The sequence below is a fragment of the Paractinoplanes rishiriensis genome, assembly GCF_016862375.1.
In the GTDB taxonomy this organism is placed as follows: Bacteria; Actinomycetota; Actinomycetes; order Mycobacteriales; family Micromonosporaceae; genus Actinoplanes; species Actinoplanes rishiriensis.
On record NZ_BOMV01000060.1, the window covers coordinates 169291 to 187244 of the forward strand.

16 protein-coding genes are annotated in these 17954 nt (G+C 71.4%); 12 read left to right on the forward strand and 4 right to left on the reverse strand.

Annotated elements, in window-relative coordinates:
* Window positions 1–114: 114 nt before the first annotated feature.
* The 6 genes from Ari01nite_RS28575 to topA all read left to right on the forward strand — a co-directional run bounded on the left by Ari01nite_RS28575 (window position 115) and on the right by topA (window position 8011).
* Complete coding sequence (locus tag Ari01nite_RS28575) at window positions 115–474, forward strand: STAS domain-containing protein (protein ID WP_203785285.1); 360 nt, start codon at window positions 115–117, stop codon at window positions 472–474.
* On the forward strand, window positions 471–911 hold the full coding sequence (locus Ari01nite_RS28580; RefSeq protein WP_203785286.1) for an ATP-binding protein: 441 nt from the start codon (window positions 471–473) through the stop codon (window positions 909–911). The genes Ari01nite_RS28575 and Ari01nite_RS28580 overlap by 4 nt, the downstream gene beginning before the upstream one ends.
* A gap of 247 nt (window positions 912–1158) precedes the next feature.
* Window positions 1159–3528, forward strand: coding sequence for a sodium-translocating pyrophosphatase (locus Ari01nite_RS28585; protein WP_203785287.1), 2370 nt, complete (start codon window positions 1159–1161; stop codon window positions 3526–3528).
* 95 nt (window positions 3529–3623) lie between these two features.
* Window positions 3624–4154, forward strand: coding sequence for a hypothetical protein (locus tag Ari01nite_RS28590; protein ID WP_203785288.1), 531 nt, complete (start codon window positions 3624–3626; stop codon window positions 4152–4154).
* Between the two features lies 1 nt (window position 4155).
* Window positions 4156–5010: a hypothetical protein gene (locus Ari01nite_RS28595; RefSeq protein WP_239163098.1), complete on the forward strand. Its 855-nt coding sequence runs from the start codon at window positions 4156–4158 to the stop codon at window positions 5008–5010.
* A gap of 196 nt (window positions 5011–5206) precedes the next feature.
* Entirely contained in the window at window positions 5207–8011 is a 2805-nt protein-coding gene (gene topA / locus Ari01nite_RS28600) for a type I DNA topoisomerase (protein ID WP_203785289.1), read from the forward strand.
* Here topA and Ari01nite_RS28605 read toward each other — a convergent pair whose 3' ends face one another.
* Window positions 8012–9313 (reverse strand): D-arabinono-1,4-lactone oxidase, encoded by a 1302-nt coding sequence (locus tag Ari01nite_RS28605; protein WP_203785290.1) that lies wholly within the window; start codon window positions 9311–9313, stop codon window positions 8012–8014. It lies immediately after the preceding gene.
* Window positions 9314–9450: 137 nt separating this feature from the next.
* On the opposite strand from Ari01nite_RS28605, the gene Ari01nite_RS28610 reads away from it, so the two are divergent.
* The gene (locus Ari01nite_RS28610) at window positions 9451–10080 is read left to right on the forward strand and encodes a TetR/AcrR family transcriptional regulator (RefSeq protein WP_203785291.1); all 630 of its coding nucleotides are present in this window, start codon (window positions 9451–9453) and stop codon (window positions 10078–10080) included.
* A gap of 4 nt (window positions 10081–10084) precedes the next feature.
* On the opposite strand, the gene Ari01nite_RS28615 is transcribed toward Ari01nite_RS28610, so the two are convergent.
* Window positions 10085–11287 (reverse strand): amino acid deaminase/aldolase, encoded by a 1203-nt coding sequence (locus Ari01nite_RS28615; protein ID WP_239163099.1) that lies wholly within the window; start codon window positions 11285–11287, stop codon window positions 10085–10087.
* Between the two features lie 229 nt (window positions 11288–11516).
* Between Ari01nite_RS28615 and tmk the strand changes: the two genes are divergently transcribed.
* Entirely contained in the window at window positions 11517–13652 is a 2136-nt protein-coding gene (gene tmk / locus Ari01nite_RS28620) for a dTMP kinase (RefSeq protein ID WP_239163105.1), read from the forward strand.
* A 13-nt stretch (window positions 13653–13665) separates the two neighbouring features.
* On the opposite strand, the gene Ari01nite_RS28625 is transcribed toward tmk, so the two are convergent.
* Window positions 13666–14859: a DNA polymerase III subunit delta' gene (locus tag Ari01nite_RS28625; protein ID WP_203785294.1), complete on the reverse strand. Its 1194-nt coding sequence runs from the start codon at window positions 14857–14859 to the stop codon at window positions 13666–13668.
* 154 nt (window positions 14860–15013) lie between these two features.
* Here Ari01nite_RS28625 and Ari01nite_RS28630 point away from each other — a divergent pair, with 154 nt between their 5' ends.
* Genes Ari01nite_RS28630 through Ari01nite_RS28640 form a run of 3 tightly spaced genes read left to right on the forward strand, consistent with a single transcriptional unit; the run spans window position 15014 to window position 16240 of the window.
* Window positions 15014–15340: a YbaB/EbfC family nucleoid-associated protein gene (locus Ari01nite_RS28630; protein WP_203785295.1), complete on the forward strand. Its 327-nt coding sequence runs from the start codon at window positions 15014–15016 to the stop codon at window positions 15338–15340.
* 1 nt (window position 15341) lies between these two features.
* Window positions 15342–15638, forward strand: coding sequence for a type VII secretion target (locus Ari01nite_RS28635; protein WP_203785296.1), 297 nt, complete (start codon window positions 15342–15344; stop codon window positions 15636–15638).
* Window positions 15638–16240, forward strand: coding sequence for a hypothetical protein (locus Ari01nite_RS28640; RefSeq protein ID WP_203785297.1), 603 nt, complete (start codon window positions 15638–15640; stop codon window positions 16238–16240). The genes Ari01nite_RS28635 and Ari01nite_RS28640 overlap by 1 nt, the downstream gene beginning before the upstream one ends.
* 311 nt (window positions 16241–16551) lie before the next feature.
* Here Ari01nite_RS28640 and Ari01nite_RS28645 read toward each other — a convergent pair whose 3' ends face one another.
* Window positions 16552–17670, reverse strand: a complete 1119-nt coding sequence (locus Ari01nite_RS28645) for a hypothetical protein (protein ID WP_203785298.1) — start codon at window positions 17668–17670, stop codon at window positions 16552–16554.
* A 66-nt stretch (window positions 17671–17736) separates the two neighbouring features.
* Between Ari01nite_RS28645 and Ari01nite_RS28650 the strand changes: the two genes are divergently transcribed.
* Window positions 17737–17954 (forward strand): hypothetical protein (locus Ari01nite_RS28650; RefSeq protein ID WP_203785299.1); only part of this gene is annotated, 218 nt, incomplete at its 3' end.

Here is a 17954-nt window from a genome sequence, read left to right on the forward strand (position 1 = left end):
CGGAGTGTGCCCAACCCCAAACGGGGTGCCATGCGGTGCAACCGACCGCACGGTGGTTAGATTCGCTGGGGAGATCGGCTGCCGGACGACCGTGCCCCGCAGGGAGGAGGAGCGATGGAGCTGTCCCTTGCGACTCGGACTGTCGCCGAGCACACGGTGCTCGAGGTCGGCGGCGAGGTCGACGTGTACACCGCTCCGCGGCTGCGCGAGCGCCTCGTCGAGCTGGTCGACGCCGGCGAGCGGAACGTCATCGTGGATCTCGGCGGCGTCGAGTTCCTGGACTCCACCGGCCTGGGCGTGCTGGTCGGCGCGATGAAGCGGCTGCGGGTGGCGCACGGCCGGTTCGGGCTGGTCTGTGCCAAGGAGCCGCTGCTCAAGATCTTCCGGATCACGGCGCTCGACCAGGTGTTCCCGATCTATCCATCGGTCGAGGCGGCTACCGGAGACAGCGACGGCAGCGGTTCGACTTCGTGATGGCGACGGTTCGGCTGTCCTTCTCCCCGGCGCCGGTGCACGTCCGCACCGCCCGGCTGGTCGGCGTGGCGGTGGCCCGTCGCGCCGGTGTCGCCGAGGAAACGCTGGACGAGGTCCGGCTGGCGATCGGTGAGGCGTGCACCCGGGCGGTAGCCCTGCACAACCAGTACGGTCTGGCCGACCTCGTGACGGTCGAAATGTCCGATTCGGACTCGTACACGGTACGGGTGATAGATCACGCGCCTCTTGAGGAAAGCATCGGTTTGCCGAGTTTGCCCCCGGACGAGTTGGCCGACGAGTCGCTCACCGACGAGGCGCTGACGACCGGCGTCGGGTTCGCGCTGCTCAAGGGATTCGTCGATGACCTGCAGGTTCGTCCGGTCGAGGACGGCCACGGCACCGAGGTTCGCATGGTCTGGCCGGTCCACCGGCGCTAGCCGGTAAAGATCAAATTTCAGTCATACCCCTCTGGCGCCGCGCTAACACAGCGGCGAATATCACCACGACACGGCCGGAACCGGGTGTGACCACCACCACGACCGGCCGATACAGTACGCGAGTTATCAGCTACTGCTCCTGGTCCCGCGTCCGCGGGGCCCAGTTGTCGTCTCCCCGGTGACGGGGGAGCGCCCGGGCGGTCTCGTCCGCCGGTCTCGGGCGCGTTTGGTGTACAGGAGGACATTGATGTCCGGGACCTTGATAACTTCTGCCGCGGGCGGAGTGTCCCTGAGTGGTTCAAACGTTACATTTGTGATTATCGCGCTGGTCTTCGCGCTCATTGCGCTGGGCTTCGCGGCGATGTTCGTCCAGTCGGTGCTCAAGGCCGGGCGCGGCACCGAGAACATGCAGGAGATCGCGGGAGCGGTCCAGGAGGGCGCCTCGGCGTACCTGTTCCGCCAGTTCAAGACGCTCGGGATCTTCGTCGTCGTCGCGGTCGTACTCCTCTTCCTCCTGCCGGTGCACGAGACCGACAACGAGACCTGGGTCAAGATCGGCCGCTCGCTGTTCTTCGTGGTCGGCGCCGTCTTCAGCGCCTTCATCGGTGGTGCGGGCATGGCGCTCGCGACCCGCGCGAACCTGCGCGTGGCCGCGGCGGCGGGCGAGTCCGGCGGCCGCGAGAAGGCCATGGGCATCGCGTTCCGCACCGGTGGCGTGGTCGGCTTCCTCACCGTCGGCCTCGGCCTGTTCGGTGGTGCGCTGGTCGTCCTGATCTTCAAGGGCGACGCTCCGACCGTGCTGGAGGGCTTCGGCTTCGGTGCCGCGCTGCTCGCCATGTTCATGCGGGTCGGCGGTGGCATCTTCACCAAGGCCGCGGACGTCGGCGCCGACCTGGTCGGCAAGGTGGAACAGGGCATCCCCGAGGACGACCCGCGCAACGCCGCCACCATCGCCGACAACGTCGGCGACAACGTCGGTGACTGCGCCGGCATGGCCGCCGACCTGTTCGAGTCGTATGCGGTGACTCTGGTGGCCGCGCTGATCCTCGGCCAGGCCGCGTTCGGCCAGGACGGCCTGATCTTCCCGCTGATCGTCTCGACGATCGGCGTCGTGATCGCCATCATCGGCGTGTTCATCACCCGGCTGCGCCCGTCCGACAAGAACGGCCTCACCGCGATCAACCGGGCGTTCTACATCTCGGCGCTGATCTCGGCGGTCGTGGTGGCCGTGGTGAGCTTCGTCTACCTGCCGTCCACGTTCGCGGGCTTCAACGACGACGGCATCGCCGCTGACATCCTCGACAGCGGTCAGGACCCGCGTTGGGTCGCGGTCGGCGCCGTCGTGATCGGCATCGTGCTGGCGGCCGCCATCCAGGCGCTGACCGGCTACTTCACCGAGACCAACCGGCGCCCGGTGCAGGACATCGGCAAGTCGTCGCAGACCGGTCCGGCCACCGTGGTGCTGGCGGGCATCAGTGTCGGCCTCGAGTCGGCGGTCTACTCGGCGCTGGTGATCGGCGCGGGCGTCTTCGGCGCCTACCTGCTCGGCGGCACGTCGCTGACGCTGTCCCTGTTCGCCGTGGCGCTGGCCGGCACCGGCCTGCTCACCACGGTCGGCGTCATCGTCGCGATGGACACCTTCGGCCCGATCTCGGACAACGCTCAGGGCATCGCCGAGATGTCCGGCGACGTCGACGAGAAGGGTGCGCAGATCCTCACCGAGCTGGACGCCGTCGGCAACACCACCAAGGCGATCACCAAGGGCATCGCGATCGCCACGGCGGTACTCGCCGCCACGGCGCTGTTCGGCTCGTACACGAACACACTGGCCACCTCGCTCGCCGAGGCCGGTATCAGCCCGGAGGCGGTCGGCGCCGAGATCCTCGGCCTGCTGAACATCTCGAACCCGCGCAACCTGGTCGGCCTGCTGGTCGGCGCGGCCGTGGTGTTCCTCTTCTCCGGCCTGGCCATCAACGCCGTATCCCGCTCGGCGGGCGCGGTCGTGATGGAGGTCCGCCGCCAGTTCCGCGAGTTCCCCGGCATCATGGACCGCACCCAGCGGCCCGAGTACGGCCGGGTCGTCGACATCTGCACCCGGGATGCCCAGCGCGAGCTGGTCACGCCCGGCCTGCTGGCGATCCTGGCGCCGATCGCGGTCGGCTTCGGCCTCGGTGCCGGCGCACTGGCGTCCTACCTCGCCGGTGCGATCGGTACCGGCACGCTCATGGCGGTCTTCCTGTCCAACTCGGGCGGCGCCTGGGACAACGCCAAGAAGCTGGTGGAGGACGGCGCGTTCGGTGGCAAGGGCTCCGACGCCCACGCCGCCACGGTCATCGGTGACACCGTGGGTGACCCGTTCAAGGACACCGCGGGCCCGGCCATCAACCCGCTGATCAAGGTGATGAACCTGGTCTCGCTGCTGATCGCCCCGGCCGTCGTGGCCTGGAGCATCGGCACGGACGCCAACACGCCGCTGCGGGTGACCATCGCACTGGTCGCCGTCGCGATCGTGGTGGCTGCGGTGGTCTGGAGCAAGCGCAAGCCGATCTCGATGGGCGACGACACCCCGTCGGCCTCGGCCGGCGACAACACGCCGAACGAACGGGTCAGCGCCTGACCCGTCCGGATTGCGTAACTGCGGGGCACTCGGCTGCGGCCGGGTGCCCCGCACCATAGATGAGGTTGTCGGACCTTGGCCGTACGCTGCTTCCCATGCGTCCGGCCCGACCCCTCGCGCTGTTGCTTCTCCTCACCCTGGTTCTGCCCGCCGCCGGTTGCTCCGGTGGCCACGGCGCTCGCGCCTGGGCCACGTCCGTCTGCACGACGCTCAGTCCCTGGCGCACCGAGATCGGCGCGCTGACCAGCCGCACCCAGCAGCAGATGAGCGCCGCCACCACCCCCGGCCAGGCCAAGGAAAACCTGATGCGGCTCTTCGGCGGGGCGCACGACGCCAGCGAGCGGGCCCGGGCCGGGGTCGTCAAGGCCGGCGTGCCCGACGTCGACAACGGTCAGCAGATCGCCGAGGGCTTCACCGGTTCGCTGGCCGCCATGCGCGACGCGTACGGCCGCGCCCGGTCCGGCATCGAGGGCCTGGCCACCACCCCGGCCAAGGTGTTCTACGAGCAGGTGGGCCAGGTGGTCGACCAGCTCAACGCCGACTACGAGGCGAGCAGCCTGGACACCAGCAAGCTCAACTCGGAGGAGCTCCAGGCGGCGTTCGACCAGGTGCCGGAGTGCCGGTGAGATGACCGAGACGGGGTGGCCGCTGATCCCGCGCGAGGTGCTCCCCGCGCCGGTACCGGCTGCCCGCCGGCGGCTGCCCGCCCGGCCGCCCACCACCGCCGAGCTGGGCCGTCAGCTGCCGTTCTTCGGCGCCGAGACCACCGAGCCGGCGCCGAGTGACCTGGTCGGTCTGCTGGCCGGTCCCGGCCGTCTCGGCCGGATGGGCGGCACGGCCCGGGTGTCGATCGAGGTTGACGCCGCCTGGCGGGTGCACGTCCTGGTCGCCGAGTTGGTGGTGCGCGGGCTGGTGGCGAGCTGGCGTCCGATCGAGGTTTCGCCCGTCGCGGATGATCCTGAGACGTCCGCTCCCGGGGAGTCTGAGTCCAGCGCGGGCCGGCCCATTCCTGTCCAAGGGGATCTCTCTCCGCCGGACCCGCGCGTCAACGACCCCTCGGATCAGCACGTCAACGACCCGTCAGACCAGCTCGTCGTCGAGGACGACTCGGAAAAAGGGACAATCAGCCATCAACCCCACTTCGAGGTGCTCACCGCGTACTCCAGTCGGTTGAACGGCCTGGCTCGTGGCTGGCCGCAGGCCGCCGCACAGCTTTTTCTCAGCGGTCCCCGGCTGCGGCTCTGGGTCGCCGCCGCAGGCACACCGGTCGCCGCCGGTTACGCTCTGGGCCTGGACCCGGACAAGGACCCGGCGGCGATCGATGCGGCGCTGGTCCGGGCCGGTCTGGCCGGAAATTTGTCGGACGGTGGCCGGCGCTACCTGATCGTGGGTAAACGGCGCCTCCGACGCCTGGCTGAGCTGGTCGGGGAGCGCCCGGCCGCGGCACCTGCGCAGATGTGGCCAGGTGGCGCAGCTGCGTGATCTTCCTGGATTGTGTGCGACACGACAGCATGTTCCCGGTGTACGGTGTCGCTCGTCGGACGCGTGCGGTGGCCGGACCGTTACCATCCGACTCCCGGGTTCCCGGGGAATGGTTGCCCCTCCGGCGCGTTACGTTGAAAGTCTGTGCTCCGCCGGTCCGGATGGCGGACCGCTGAGGGTGAAGTTTGGGAGTGCCGTGCCGAGTGACGCCAGGACGACGCGTCTGGTCATCGTCGAGTCTCCGTCGAAGGCCAAGACGATCGCCGGTTATCTGGGCCCCGACTATTTTGTCGAGGCCTCCTTCGGCCATGTCCGCGATCTGCCACGCAATGCCGCCGACGTGCCCGCCAAGTACAAGGGCGAGTCGTGGGCGCGGCTCGGCGTGGACGTGGACAACGGCTTCCATGCGCTCTACGTCGTCTCCTCGGACCGCAAGGCACAGATAGCCAAGCTGCAGAAGCTGGCCAAGGAGGTCGACGAGATCTTCCTGGCCACCGATGAGGACCGCGAGGGCGAGGCGATCGCCTGGCACCTGGTCGAGACGATCAAGCCGAAGGTCCCGGTCCGGCGGATGGTCTTCCACGAGATCACCAAGCCGGCCATCCAGGCCGCGGTGGCCAACCCGCGCGACATCGACCGCGACCTGGTCGACGCGCAGGAGGCCCGGCGCATCCTCGACCGCCTGTACGGGTACGAGGTCAGCCCGGTCCTGTGGAAGAAGGTGATGCCTCGCCTGTCCGCCGGGCGTGTCCAGTCGGTCGCCACCCGCATCGTGGTCGAGCGCGAGCGGCAGCGGATGGCGTTCCGCTCCGCCGAGTACTGGGACATCCTGGCCACCCTCTCGGTGCAGGGACAGGTTGAGGGGCCGCGCAGCTTCCAGGCCACCCTGATCGCCCTGGACGGTGACCGGGTCGCCACCGGCCGCGACTTCGAGCCCACCACCGGCCAGGTCAAGCCCGGCGCCGCCGTGGTGCACCTGGACGAGGCCGGCGCCCGCGGGCTGGCCGCCCGGGTCGAAAACCGGCCGTTCACGGTCACCCGGGTCGAGGAGAAGCCGTACCGCCGCCGGCCGTACGCGCCGTTCATCACCTCGACGCTCCAGCAGGAGGCCGCCCGCAAGCTTCGGTTCTCCGCCTCGCAGACGATGCGCACCGCGCAGAAGCTGTACGAGAACGGCTACATCACCTACATGCGTACCGACTCGGTCAACCTGTCCGAGACCGCGCTCACCGCGGCTCGCCGGCAGATCGCCGAGCTGTACGGCTCGGCCAGCGTGCCGCCACAGCCGCGCCGCTACACCGGCAAGGTCAAGAACGCCCAGGAGGCGCACGAGGCGATCCGCCCGGCGGGGGACAACTTCCGCACCCCGGGCGAGGTGGCCAACGAGCTCAACACCGACGAGTTCAAGCTGTACGAGCTGATCTGGCGCCGCACCATCGCCTCGCAGATGACCGACGCGGTCGGCAACTCGGTGAGCGTGCGGATCCGGGCGATCTCCACCGCCGGGGAGGAGGTCGACTTCGCCGCCTCCGGCAAGACGATCACCGACCCGGGCTTCCTGCGTGCCTACGTCGAGTCGTCCGACGACGAAAATGCCGAGGCCGAGGACGCCGAGCGCCGCCTGCCCAACCTGGTCAAGGACCAGCCGCTGACCGCGGAGGAGCTGGCCGCGGCCGGGCACCACACCTCGCCGCCGGCCCGCTACACCGAGGCGTCGCTGGTCAAGGCACTGGAGGAGCTGGGCATCGGCCGCCCGTCGACGTACGAGTCGATCATGCGGACCATCCAGGACCGCGGCTACGTCGAGAAACGCGGCCAGGCCCTGATCCCGTCGTTCCTGGCGTTCGCGGTGATCGGCCTGCTCGAGGGGCACTACCCACGGCTGGTCGACTACAACTTCACCGCCGCCATGGAGGGCCAACTCGACGACATCGCGGCCGGCGACCACGCCGCTCTGGACTTCCTCACGTCCTTCTACTTCGGCAGCCAGACCGCCGGGCCGGACGACCAGATCGCCAAGGCCGGCGGCCTCAAGAAGATGGTGACCGAAAACCTGAGCGCCATCGACGCGCGCTCGGTCAACTCGATCCCTCTCCACACCGACGAGAAGGGCCGCAGCGTCGTGGTCCGGGTCGGCCGCTTCGGCCCGTACCTGCAACGCCAGCTCCCGGACGCGATCGAGGAGTCGCCGGACGACCGGGCCTCGATCCCCGAGGGCGTGGCGCCCGACGAGTTGACCCCGGAAAAGGTCGAGGAGCTGTTCCTCTCCGGCGGCGGCGACCGCTCACTGGGCGACGACCCGGTCACCGGCGAGCCGGTGGTGGTCAAGTCCGGCCGGTTCGGGCCGTACGTGCAGAGCGGTGAACGGACCTCCTCCCTGTTCAAGTCCCAGAACCCGCAGGACCTGTCGCTGGAGCAGGCGCTCAAGCTGCTGACCCTGCCGCGCGTCCTGGGCAAGGACCCGGAGGGCGCCGAGATCTCCGCGGCGAACGGCCGGTACGGGCCGTACGTGAAGCGCGGCGACGACTACCGCTCGCTGGAGAGCGAGGACAAGCTCTTCACGGTCACCCTGGACGAGGCGCTCACCCTGCTGGCCACGCCCAAGACGCGCCAGCGCCGGGCCGCCGCGCCTCCGCTGCGCGAGATGGGCCCCGATCCGGTCACCGAGAAGCCCATGGTGATCAAGGACGGCCGGTTCGGCCCGTACGTGACCGACGGCGAGTACAACGCGTCCCTGCGGCGCGGCCAGACGCCCGAGGAACTGACCGTCGAGCAGGCGTCCGAGATGCTGGCCGAGAAGCGGGCCAAGGGCCCGGCGCCGGCCCGCAAGAAGGCGGCGGCCAAGAAGGCGGCGCCCAAGGACGGCGAGGCACCCGCCAAGAAGGCCGCGGCCAAGAAGGCTCCGGCCAAAAAGGCGGCACCGGCCAAAAAGGCGGCACCGGCCAAGAAGGCGGCGGCCAAAAAGGCCGCGCCCAGGAAGGCGACGGCCGCCGCCGAGTAGTCAGCTGCCGAGCACCCGGTCCAGGTAGTCGTTGGTGAACACCCGGGCCGGGTCGAGGCGGTCGCGCACGGCCCGGAAGTCGTCGAACCGCTCGTAGGCCGGCCGCAGCGTCTCCGCCGTACGGTAATGAATTTTGCCCCAGTGCGGACGCCCGCCGAGCGGCTCGCACAGCGCCTCCACGGCCCGGAAGTACGGCTCGGACGGCGCCCCGATGTACTGGTGCACGGCTACGTAGGCGGACTCCCGCCCGTATCCGTGCGACAGCCAGGCGTCGTCCGGCCCGGTGAAGCGCACCTCGACCGGGAACTGCACGCGGAACGGCAACTCGCCGATCAGCCGGGGCAGGGCCGCCATCACCTCGGGCAGGGCGGCGCGTGGTATCTCGTACTCCATCTCGGTGAAATGCACCCGCCGCGGCGTACAGAAGACCCGGTCGGAGCGGTCGGTGTAGACCCGCGCGGTGAGCGCGCGGGCCGAGATCGCGCTGATCGCCGGCACCGCGGCCGGCACCGCGCGGCCGAGCCGGCAGACCCCGGCGAAGACCGTGTTGGACAGGAACTGGTCGTCCAGCCAGCCGCGGAAGCGGGACAGCGGCCGATCGTTCGCGGCCACCCGGTTGTTGCGCTTGAGCTGTGCCCGGTCGGTGTACGGGTACCAGAAGAACTCGAGGTGGTCGTTGCCCGGCACCCAGTCGTCGATGCCCGCCATGATCTCCCGCAGCGGCATCGGACGCTCGTCGGCCAGCAGCACGAACGCGTCCACGCAGCGCAGCGTCACCTCGGCCAGCACGCCCAGGGCGCCGAGTCCGAGCGCAACCGCCGGAAAGATCTCGTCGCCCCGTTCCACCGTCAGGATCTCGCCGGTGCCGGTGACCAGCTTGACACCCTCCACAGCGGAGGCCAGCGTGCCGTGCTGCGTCCCGGTGCCGTGCGTGCCGGTGGCGATCGCGCCGGCCACCGTCTGCGCGTCGATGTCGCCGAGGTTGGGCATGGCAAGGCCGTGCTCGGCCAGCACCGCGTTGAGGGTGGCGAGCGGCATGCCGGCCTGCACGGTGACCAGCGGGCCGTCGATCGACACCAGGCCGGCCAGCCGGTGCAGGTGCATACGCTGGTCGTCGGCCACCGCGATGGCCGTGAACGAGTGGCCGCTACCTACCGCCTTTATCCGGCGTCCGGTTGCCGACGCTTCCTTGACCTGGGTGGCAAGCTCGTCGACAGTGCCAGGGGTCAAAATGTCGGTGGCGGCGGCGTGCTGGTTGCCGGCCCAGTTGGTCCAGCGCCGGGCGATGACGGGGGTAGTCATTGTGGCGTTGTCCTCCGTACGAGCGGACAGTCGCACAAAACGGGGCATGGGGAGGGTTGCCCGCGTCCCGTCGATGCGTCTCGCTCGTTGATCCGAGTAACGTTCCGATTATCACTGCTGAGAGGGAGTGGCGACGCGTGTCGACACCAACCGTCACCACCGGGCCGCTGCGGCGCGTTCCGGTGCAGGGCAGAAGCGTTGCCCGGGTCCAGCGCATGCTCGACGCCTGCGCCGAGCTCGTCGATGAGGTGGGCTATGAAGGCCTCACCACGACACTGCTCGCCGAACGAGCCGAGGTTGCCATCGGCTCGGTCTACCAGTTCTTCCCCGACAAGCGCGCGATCGTGCAGGCGCTCGCAATGCGCAATATGGACGGGTATCTCCAGGGTCTGTCCGACCGGTTCGCCAGTGAGACGTTTGCGCACTGGTGGGATGGTGTCGACGCGGCCATCGACGTCTACATCCACATGCACCGCACTGTGCCCGGCTTCCGCACGCTGCACTTCGGCGACGTGGTCGACGTGCACCTGCTGGACGTCGAGCGGGACAACAACGCGGTCATCGCCGACCGGCTCGCCGAACTGCTGGTCGACCAGTTCAAGCTGATCGATCGGGCGCGGCTGCGGTTCGCGCTGCAGATCTCGGTGGAGGCGGCGGACGCGCTGATCAAGTTGGCGTTCCGGCGCGACCAGAACGGCGACGACGCGGTGCTGACCGAGGCCAAGGCGCTGATCCGGGAGTATCTGCACCGGCACGTCACCGCCTGACGGGTCACCCCAAGAACGCATAGCCCTCCCCGCGGTACGTCGGGGCCGGCGCCGCTGTCCCGCCGTCGATCAGGTGCACCTCGTTGACGTGTTCACACAGCTCGCCGGCCTTGGCGTGGCGGAACCACACCCGGTCGCCGGGCCGCAGCGTACCTGCCACGGCGCCGACCAGGGGAGTCTGGACTTCGCCGGCGCCCTCCTCGGTCCGGTACCGCAGCCCCGCCGGCAGGTAGGGCTGCGGGAGCCGGGAGCTCTCGGCGGGGCCGGACGCGATCCAGCCGCCGCCCAGCACGGTGGCGATCCGCGGGGCCGGGCGGCGCACCACGGACAGGGCGAAGAAGGCGGCCGGGGTGGGGCGCCAGTCCCGGTAGGCGTCGAACAGGGCCGGCCCGTACAGGCCCGATCCGGCGGTGACCTCGGTGACCGACGGATCGGCTCCGGTGCGGGCCACGCTGCCGGTGCCGCCGCCGTTCACAAATTCCAGGTCGGCCTGCTGCCGGACGGCCGCGACCGCGTCCGCCCGGCGTTTGCCGAGTTCGGCGTGCGACCGGGCCTGCATGAGCCGGATCGCCCGGCCGCGCAGGGCCTGGCGCGGGGGCGCGTCGCCGACGCCGGCGATCTGTGCCTCGTACGACATCATCCCGACCAGCCGGAAGCCCGGACGCTCGACCAGACGCCGGGCCAGGGCGGCAGCCTGCCCGGCCGAGTGCACCGGCGAGCGCCGCACACCCAGGTGCAGCGGGCCGGGCCGCCAGGACGCGTCGAGGTCGAGGCACAGCCTGATGTCGTGCCGGCCGGCCGGCGGCGTGACCTGGTCGATCAGGTCCAGGTGGGCGGGGTGGTCGACCATCAGCGCAATCGCACCGGCCAGCGCCGGGTCTTTGGTCAGCTCGCCGATCGCGGCCCGGTCCACGGTCGGGTAGGCGACCAGCGCGTCGTTGGTCACGCCGGTCCGGACCAGCCAGATCGCTTCGGTGAGGGTGTACGCGAGGACGCCGCGCCAGGCGGGCCGGGCCAGCACCCGTTCGAGCAACTGCCGGCAGCGCACCGACTTGCTGGCCACCCGCATCGGCTTGCCGCCGGTCCGGCGCTCCAGCTGGGCGGCGTTGTCGTCGAACGCGGCCAGGTCGACCACGGCGATCGGCGTCTCCAGGTGGCCGGTGGCCCGGTCGAGACGCTGTCGCAGGGCATCACGGTCGGCAATCACGCGAGCACCGTAACGCCAACAACAGTCAATACGAAAGACATTCACGTCTGTGCCACCCGAACGTGCGAAACCCGGCCGGCCGGGGTCGCCGGTTAGAGTGCACCCGGCAGGAATCACGGGAGGTACGGACATCGACACCGAAAAGCGGGAAACCGGGCCGGTCGACTTATCGGGAGTTGCGGCGCTGCGTTCTGTCCTGCGCATCCGGCCGTTCCGCCGGCTGTGGCTGGTGCTCGGCCTCGCGTCGTTCGGTGACTGGATCGGCCTGCTGGCCACCGGCATCTTCGCGGCCGCCCAGTTCGACAGCCCGGCCGGGCAGGGCGCGGCGTTCGGCGGCACGATCGCCGTGCGGCTGCTGCCGGCGCTGCTGCTCGGACCGATAGCCGGCGTCTTCGCCGACCGGTTCGACCGCCGCTACACGATGGTGATCACCGACCTGCTCCGGTTCGTGTTCTACGGTTCCATCCCGCTGGTGCCGCTGCTCGGCGGCTCGCCGGCGATGACCGTCGCCTGGGCCACCATCGCCACGTTCATCGGCGAGACCATCACGCTGATCTGGATCCCGGCCAAGGAGGCCGCGGTACCCAACCTGATCCCCAAGTCGCGGATCGAGGTCTCCAACCAGCTCACCCTGGTCACCACGTACGGCATCACGCCGATCCTGGCGGCGCTGGTGCTCTCCGCGCTGACCGCGGGCCTCCAGCAGTCCGGCGTGACCCTGCCCGACTGGGCCCAGCCGGTTCAGCTGGCGCTCTACCTGAACGCGCTGTCCCGGCTGGCCACCGCGCTCACCGTCTTCTTCGGCATCAAGGAGATCGGCGGCAAGAGCGACCGGCGCCGGCAGGAGGCGGCGCAGCAGAGCATGACCCGCCAGTTCCTGGACGGCTGGAAATACATCGGCGGTACGCCGCTGGTGCGCGGCCTCGTGCTCGGCATCTTCGGCGCGTTCGCGGCCGGCGGTGTGGTGATCGGTGCGGCCAAGACCTTCGCCACCTCGCTGGGTGCCGGCGAGGCCGCGTTCTACCTGCTGTTCGGCGTCATCTTCATGGGCCTCGCGGTCGGCATCGGCCTCGGCCCGATGATCGTCCGCGACCTGTCCCGGCGCCGCTGGTTCGGCATGAGCATCGTGCTGGCCAGCGGCTCGGTCATGTTCCTGGGCGTCGCGTTCCACCTGTCCATGGCCCTGGCCGGCGCGCTGCTGGTCGGCGCCGGCGCCGGCATGGCGTTCCTGGCCGGCACCACGCTGCTGTACGGCGAGGTCGACGACGCGGTCCGCGGCCGGGTCTTCGCGGTGGTCCAGATCGGCGTCCGGATGGTGCTGCTGCTGGCCATCACGCTGTCCGGCTTCCTGGTCGGCCTGGGCAGCTCGCGCCGGGTCGACCTGGGCGCGGTCAGCTTCGACGTCTCGTCCACCCGGGTGCTGCTGCTGGTGGCCGGCGCGATCGGCATCTGGGTCGGCATCAGCGCGTTCCGCCAGATGGACGACAAGCGCGGCGTGGCGGTCCTGGCCGACCTGTGGGGCTCGATCCGCGGCCGTCCGCTGGCCCCCGACGAGCATTTCACCCGGCACGGCGTCTTTGTGGTCTTCGAGGGCGGCGAGGGTGCCGGCAAGTCGACCCAGGTGGACCGCCTGGCGGCCGCGCTCCGCGAGGATGGCCACGACGTGGTGGTGACCCGCGAGCCCGGCGCCACCGACGTCGGCGCCCGCATCCGTCACCTGGTGCTGGACAAGGGCGACGCCCCCGCTCCGCGGGCCGAGGCCTTGCTCTACGCCGCCGACCGGGCCCACCACGTGGCCACGGTGGTCCGGCCGGCGCTGGCCCGCGGCGCCGTGGTGATCAGCGACCGCTACGTCGACTCGTCCCTGGCCTACCAGGGCGCCGGCCGCACCCTGCCGGTCGCCGAGATCTCCTGGCTGTCCTCCTGGGCGACCGGCGGCCTCAAGCCCGACCTGGTGGTCCTGCTGGACGTCGACCCCGGTGTGGGCCTGGGCCGGGTCGACTCGCGAGGCCAGGGCCAGGACCGCCTGGAGAGCGAGTCGCGCGCGTTCCACGAGCGGGTCCGCTACGCCTTCCTCGACCTGGCCGCCGCCGACCCGAGGCGTTACCTGGTGCTGGACGCGGCCCGCCCGGCCGAGGAGATCGGCGAGGCGGTGACGGGCCGGCTGTCCAGCCTGCTGGGCACCCCGAACGCCACCCACCCGGCTCCAGCCTCGACCGCGATGCCGCCGGGCCCCGACCTGGACGCACCTGACCTGGCGGCCGCCCGCCGCCCGCCGGCACCCGGCGAGGACCCGCTCGACGAGATGGCGCACCTGGTCGGCATCAACGACGACGACTCGCCGGACGGCCCTGGCCGCCCCTAGCGCAAGATCAGGACTAGCCGCGCCAGAGGCTGACCATCATCGCCTCCACGGCGATCTTGGGCTTGACGTTCTGGTCGATCGCATCGCGGCAGGCCAGCACCGCCTCGAGGCGGCGCAGCGTGCTCTCCGCCGTCCACTTGCCGGCCGCCGCGCGGGACTGGTCGGCGGTGTCGGTGTGCACCACGGCGACCGGGGCGCGCAGGTTGGTGACCAGCACGTCGCGGTAGAAACCGGCCAGGTCGACCAGGGCGCGGTCGAGCGCGTCGCGCTGGGCCCGGGTGGCCCGGGACTTCTGCCGGCGTTCCAGATCTTTCAGCTGGCCGGCCGCGCCGCGCATCGCCCCGGCCGCACCCCGGCCCGTGCCGCCGGCGCCCAGGGCCTGCTCGAGCGCGGCGCGTTCGGTCGAATCGGTCTCGACCACCGCGGCCGCCGCCTCCGCCTCGGCCGCCTCGATCAGCGCGGACGCCGCGTCGAAGCAGGCGCCGACGCCGGTGAGCCGGCGCGGCACCGCGAGCACCGCCTCCCGCCGGCCGCGCGCCTCGGCGTCGCCGGCCAGCCGCTTGGCCCGGCCCACGTGCCCCTGCGCGGCGGCCGCGGCCCAGGCGGCCACGTCCGGTGCGATGCCGTCCCGGCGGACCAGCACCTCGGCCACCGCGGCGGCCGGCGGCTGGCGCAGCGGCACCACCCGGCAGCGGGAGCGGATCGTCACCGAGATGTCGTCCGGGTGGGTGGACGGCGTGCACAGCAGGAACACCGTGCGCGGTGGTGGTTCCTCGATGGCCTTGAGCAGCGCGTTGCCGGCCTGCTCGGTGAGCCGGTCGGCGTCCTCGATGACGACCACCTGCCAGCGGCCGCCGGACGGCGCGCTGGCCGCCCGCAGCACCAGGGCGCGCATCTCGTTGACCCCGATCGAGAGCCCCTCGGGCACCACGAAGCGCACGTCGGCGTGGGTGCGGCCGAGCGCGGTGCGGCAGCCGTGGCACTCGGCGCAACCGACGCCGTCGCGCGTGCACTCCAGCGCCGCCGCGAAGGACCGCGCCGCCACCGACCGCCCCGACCCGGGTGGTCCCGTGAAGATCCAGGCGTGCGTCATGGCGCCGGCCGCGACCTCCTCGCCGCGCACCACCCGGGCGGCGGCTCCGGCGGCCCGCCGCAGCGTCTCGACCGGTTCGTCCTGACCCACCAGATCGGCGAAGACGTCATTCACGCACCGAATGGTATTGGCCGGGTACGACAGAACCGACGCCCCACCGGGCTTTGTCCACAGGGGAGAAACAGACCGTAGCGGTGCGCTCGCTCAACCGGGTACGGTCTGGTGCCGTAACGCGACGTGTCGCTGACGCACGGTGAGGAGCCTGGGGATGGGCCGTGAGATCGACGAGTCGTGGATCGACGAGGCGATTGCCCGCTACCGCCGTCTCGATCAGTTACGCGCCGAGTTCGACCAGGCTGTGGCCTCGCACGCGGTGTCGGTCCACTCGCCCGACAACTCGATCGAGGTCGTGGTCACCGCCGCCGGTGCCATCACCGACGTCCGCATCAACGGAACGCTGCACCACCGCAACCCGTCCGAGTTCGCACGAGAGATCCGGGCCGTCGTCACCACGGCGGCCGACGCGGCCCGCTGGGCCCGGGACAAGCTCGCCGCCGAGGTCTTCGGCAAGCTGCCCCCGCTGGGAGAGGACTGAGATGGACCACCTGGCCGACCGCCTGGACCGGGCCGCCGACACGCTGTCCACGATCGACCGCCGGATGCCCGCGCTCGCCATTGACGCGGTCGCGCTCGGCGCCGACGACGCGGGGCTGCCCGGCCGGCTCGGCCGCGATCTGCACGCGCACTGGACGGCGGTGCTGGCGGCTCGATCCCGTGAGGCCGCGGCCCTGGCCACGCGCCTGGCCGAGGTCGCCGGTTCGGTCCGGGTCACCGCCGGGGACTACGCCGGCACCGACCGGGCGGTCCGCGACCGCCTGGTCCGGGAGGCGTGATGGATCGGCTCGACCAGGTGCTGGCCACCGCGGGCCCGCTGTTGCGACGGGTCGACGACGTGCTCGCCACGACGGGTGCGCCCGCCGCCCACGAGGTGTGGGGTGAGTTGCGACGCGTACGCCTGCTGCCCGGAGCCGCCGCCGAAGCTGTTGCGGCCCTGCGACCGGCCGCCTTCCACGAGGTTGTGCCCGAATTGCGGGCGAATGCCCGCGCGTGCGTCGAAACCGCGGCCGATCTGCCGGAGCCGGGTGAGTGGAGCGGCGAGGCCGCCGAGGCATATGAGGACGTACGCCGCCGGGCCGTGGCCGATCTGAGCGGCGGCGACGAAAGTCTGGACGAGCGCCTGGAGGCCACCGCCGACCTGGCCGAGGCCCTGACCGACTGGATGGCCGCGACCCGCGCCGATCTGGCCGAAGTGCTGGCCGCGGTGCTGGTCTCCGGGCAGGCGCTGACCCTGACCGCGCCCGCGCATGCTGCCCTGCCGCCGGCGACCGCGGAGACGGCGGCCGCCGCCGACGTGGCCGTCCACGTCCTGCGCAGCATCGCCGACAACTACCTGGAGGCGGCCGATCTCTTGCGCGGCTCGCGCGACCTGGCCTGATAGGAACTGGCCTCAAAACATGGGCGCGGCGCCGCATTCGGGTGTCAGCTCCGAATGCGACGCCGCGTCCTCCTGCACCCCCCGCAGGCGTAGACACCACTCAACGGCATTGATCGACCGTTGTCTTGGTCTGGGCGGGGGTTCAATACGCTCGGCGGGTCAGGACGGCACGACCGTCGACCCCCGATCACCCGACGGGAGATAGAAGTTAATCCATACGGACCATGTCGGTGCCGGTCAGGCGCCTTTTCGTCCGTTTGTGATCGGGTGCCCGGCGGTCGCGACTAACCGCCGGGCACCCCGGGCGGCCCCTAGCCGCGGGTTCGGCGACGACGGACGCTCAGCGCGACCGCGGCGATTCCCACGCCCAGCAGGGCCAGCCCGCCGACGGCCAGTCCGGCGACCTTCGGGCCGGTGATCGGCAGCCCACCGGCGGCGCCGGCCGAACCGCCGACCTGTCCCGGCTCCGGGGCCACCGACGCGGCCTCCATCAGCCCCACTCCCAGGTCCAGCGCGACCGCCCCGGTCTTGCCCTGATAGCCGGAGCCACCACGACCCTTCGGCGCGGCAGTCCGGGTGACCGACACCTTGATCGCGGTGGCCCGCGCCGCGATCGCGTGGCCCTTCCGCGCCTCCCGCATCCCACCCAGCGAGATCCGCAGCTTCGTGCCCGCCTCGGCCGCCGGCGCCGACTCGACGCTCGGGGTGGTGACCTGCGGCAGACCCGGGATGACCGGCAGCGGCAGCGGCGAACCCGGCCGCAGCTTGCCCAGGCCCAGCGTGCTCGCCTCGGCCGCGTGCCGGTCCGGACCCAGCGTTACGTCGACGTGCTCGCCGACGGCGTCCAGGCGCTTCGTGCCGATGCCCGGGCCGGACACCTCGATCTGCGCGGGCTCGTAGTGCGCCTGGCCGCCCCGTACCGACATGGTGGTGACCAGCGACGGCGGCTGCAGCATCCGCACCCGGACCTGCCCGCCGGCCAGCTCGATCCGCCCGGCCTTGACGGTGGCCGAGGCCACCGTCTGCGAACTGTCACCGCGCCGGTCCAGCGCCGTCGTGGTCAGGCTTCCCGACTGCTCCGGTACGTGTACCAGCGCCGCGCTCCCGTTCCCGAGCAGGCTGAGGCCGTTCATGGTGGCGGCCGAGCGGGACGCCTCACCGGCCGTGCGGCCGCAGGTCATCGCGTCTTCCCAGCGGGCGTGCGCGGCGACCGAACCGCTGCCGACCCGCAGCGGGCCGAGAATGCCGGCCGGCGTGGCGCGGGTGGCGGCCTTGGCGTGGCTGGGCGGGGCCTGCTGCAGGATCGGCTTGGTCCAGGCGGGCTTGCTGTCGGCGGCGCCCTCCAGGATGCGGGCGATGGCGGCAGACTTGACGTTGGCGGCGCTCACCAGGGCGGCGCGAGATTCGCCGAGGCCGACGCCGCGGACCACGGCGGTCCTCGCGCCGGTGCCGCGCTTGTCGGAGCCGTTGTCCGCGTTTCCGGCGCCCGGACCCTCTTGACCGTTTCCGGTTCCCTCTCCGTTCCCGGCTTCCTCTCCGTCTCCGTTCCCGGCTTCCTCTGCGACCCCGTTCCCGGCTTCCTCTCCGACCCCGTTCCCGGTTCCGGTTCCCTGCCTCGTCCCGGCACCCGCTCCGGCACCCGCTCCGGCACCCGCTCCGGCACCCGCTCCGGCACCCGCTCCGGCACCCGCTCCGGCACCCGCTCCGGCACCCG

Excerpts from the sequence above, each read along its gene's own strand:
- Ari01nite_RS28575 (WP_203785285.1), top strand. The coding sequence starts at position 115 with ATGGAGCTGTCCCTTGCGACTCGGACTGTCGCCGAGCACACGGTGCTC.
- Ari01nite_RS28585 (WP_203785287.1), top strand. The coding sequence starts at position 1,159 with ATGTCCGGGACCTTGATAACTTCTGCCGCGGGCGGAGTGTCCCTGAGT.
- Ari01nite_RS28590 (WP_203785288.1), top strand. The coding sequence starts at position 3,624 with ATGCGTCCGGCCCGACCCCTCGCGCTGTTGCTTCTCCTCACCCTGGTT.
- Ari01nite_RS28595 (WP_239163098.1), top strand. The coding sequence starts at position 4,156 with ATGACCGAGACGGGGTGGCCGCTGATCCCGCGCGAGGTGCTCCCCGCG.
- Ari01nite_RS28605 (WP_203785290.1), bottom strand. The coding sequence starts at position 9,313 with ATGACTACCCCCGTCATCGCCCGGCGCTGGACCAACTGGGCCGGCAAC.
- Ari01nite_RS28630 (WP_203785295.1), top strand. The coding sequence starts at position 15,014 with ATGGGCCGTGAGATCGACGAGTCGTGGATCGACGAGGCGATTGCCCGC.
- Ari01nite_RS28635 (WP_203785296.1), top strand. The coding sequence starts at position 15,342 with ATGGACCACCTGGCCGACCGCCTGGACCGGGCCGCCGACACGCTGTCC.
- Ari01nite_RS28640 (WP_203785297.1), top strand. The coding sequence starts at position 15,638 with ATGGATCGGCTCGACCAGGTGCTGGCCACCGCGGGCCCGCTGTTGCGA.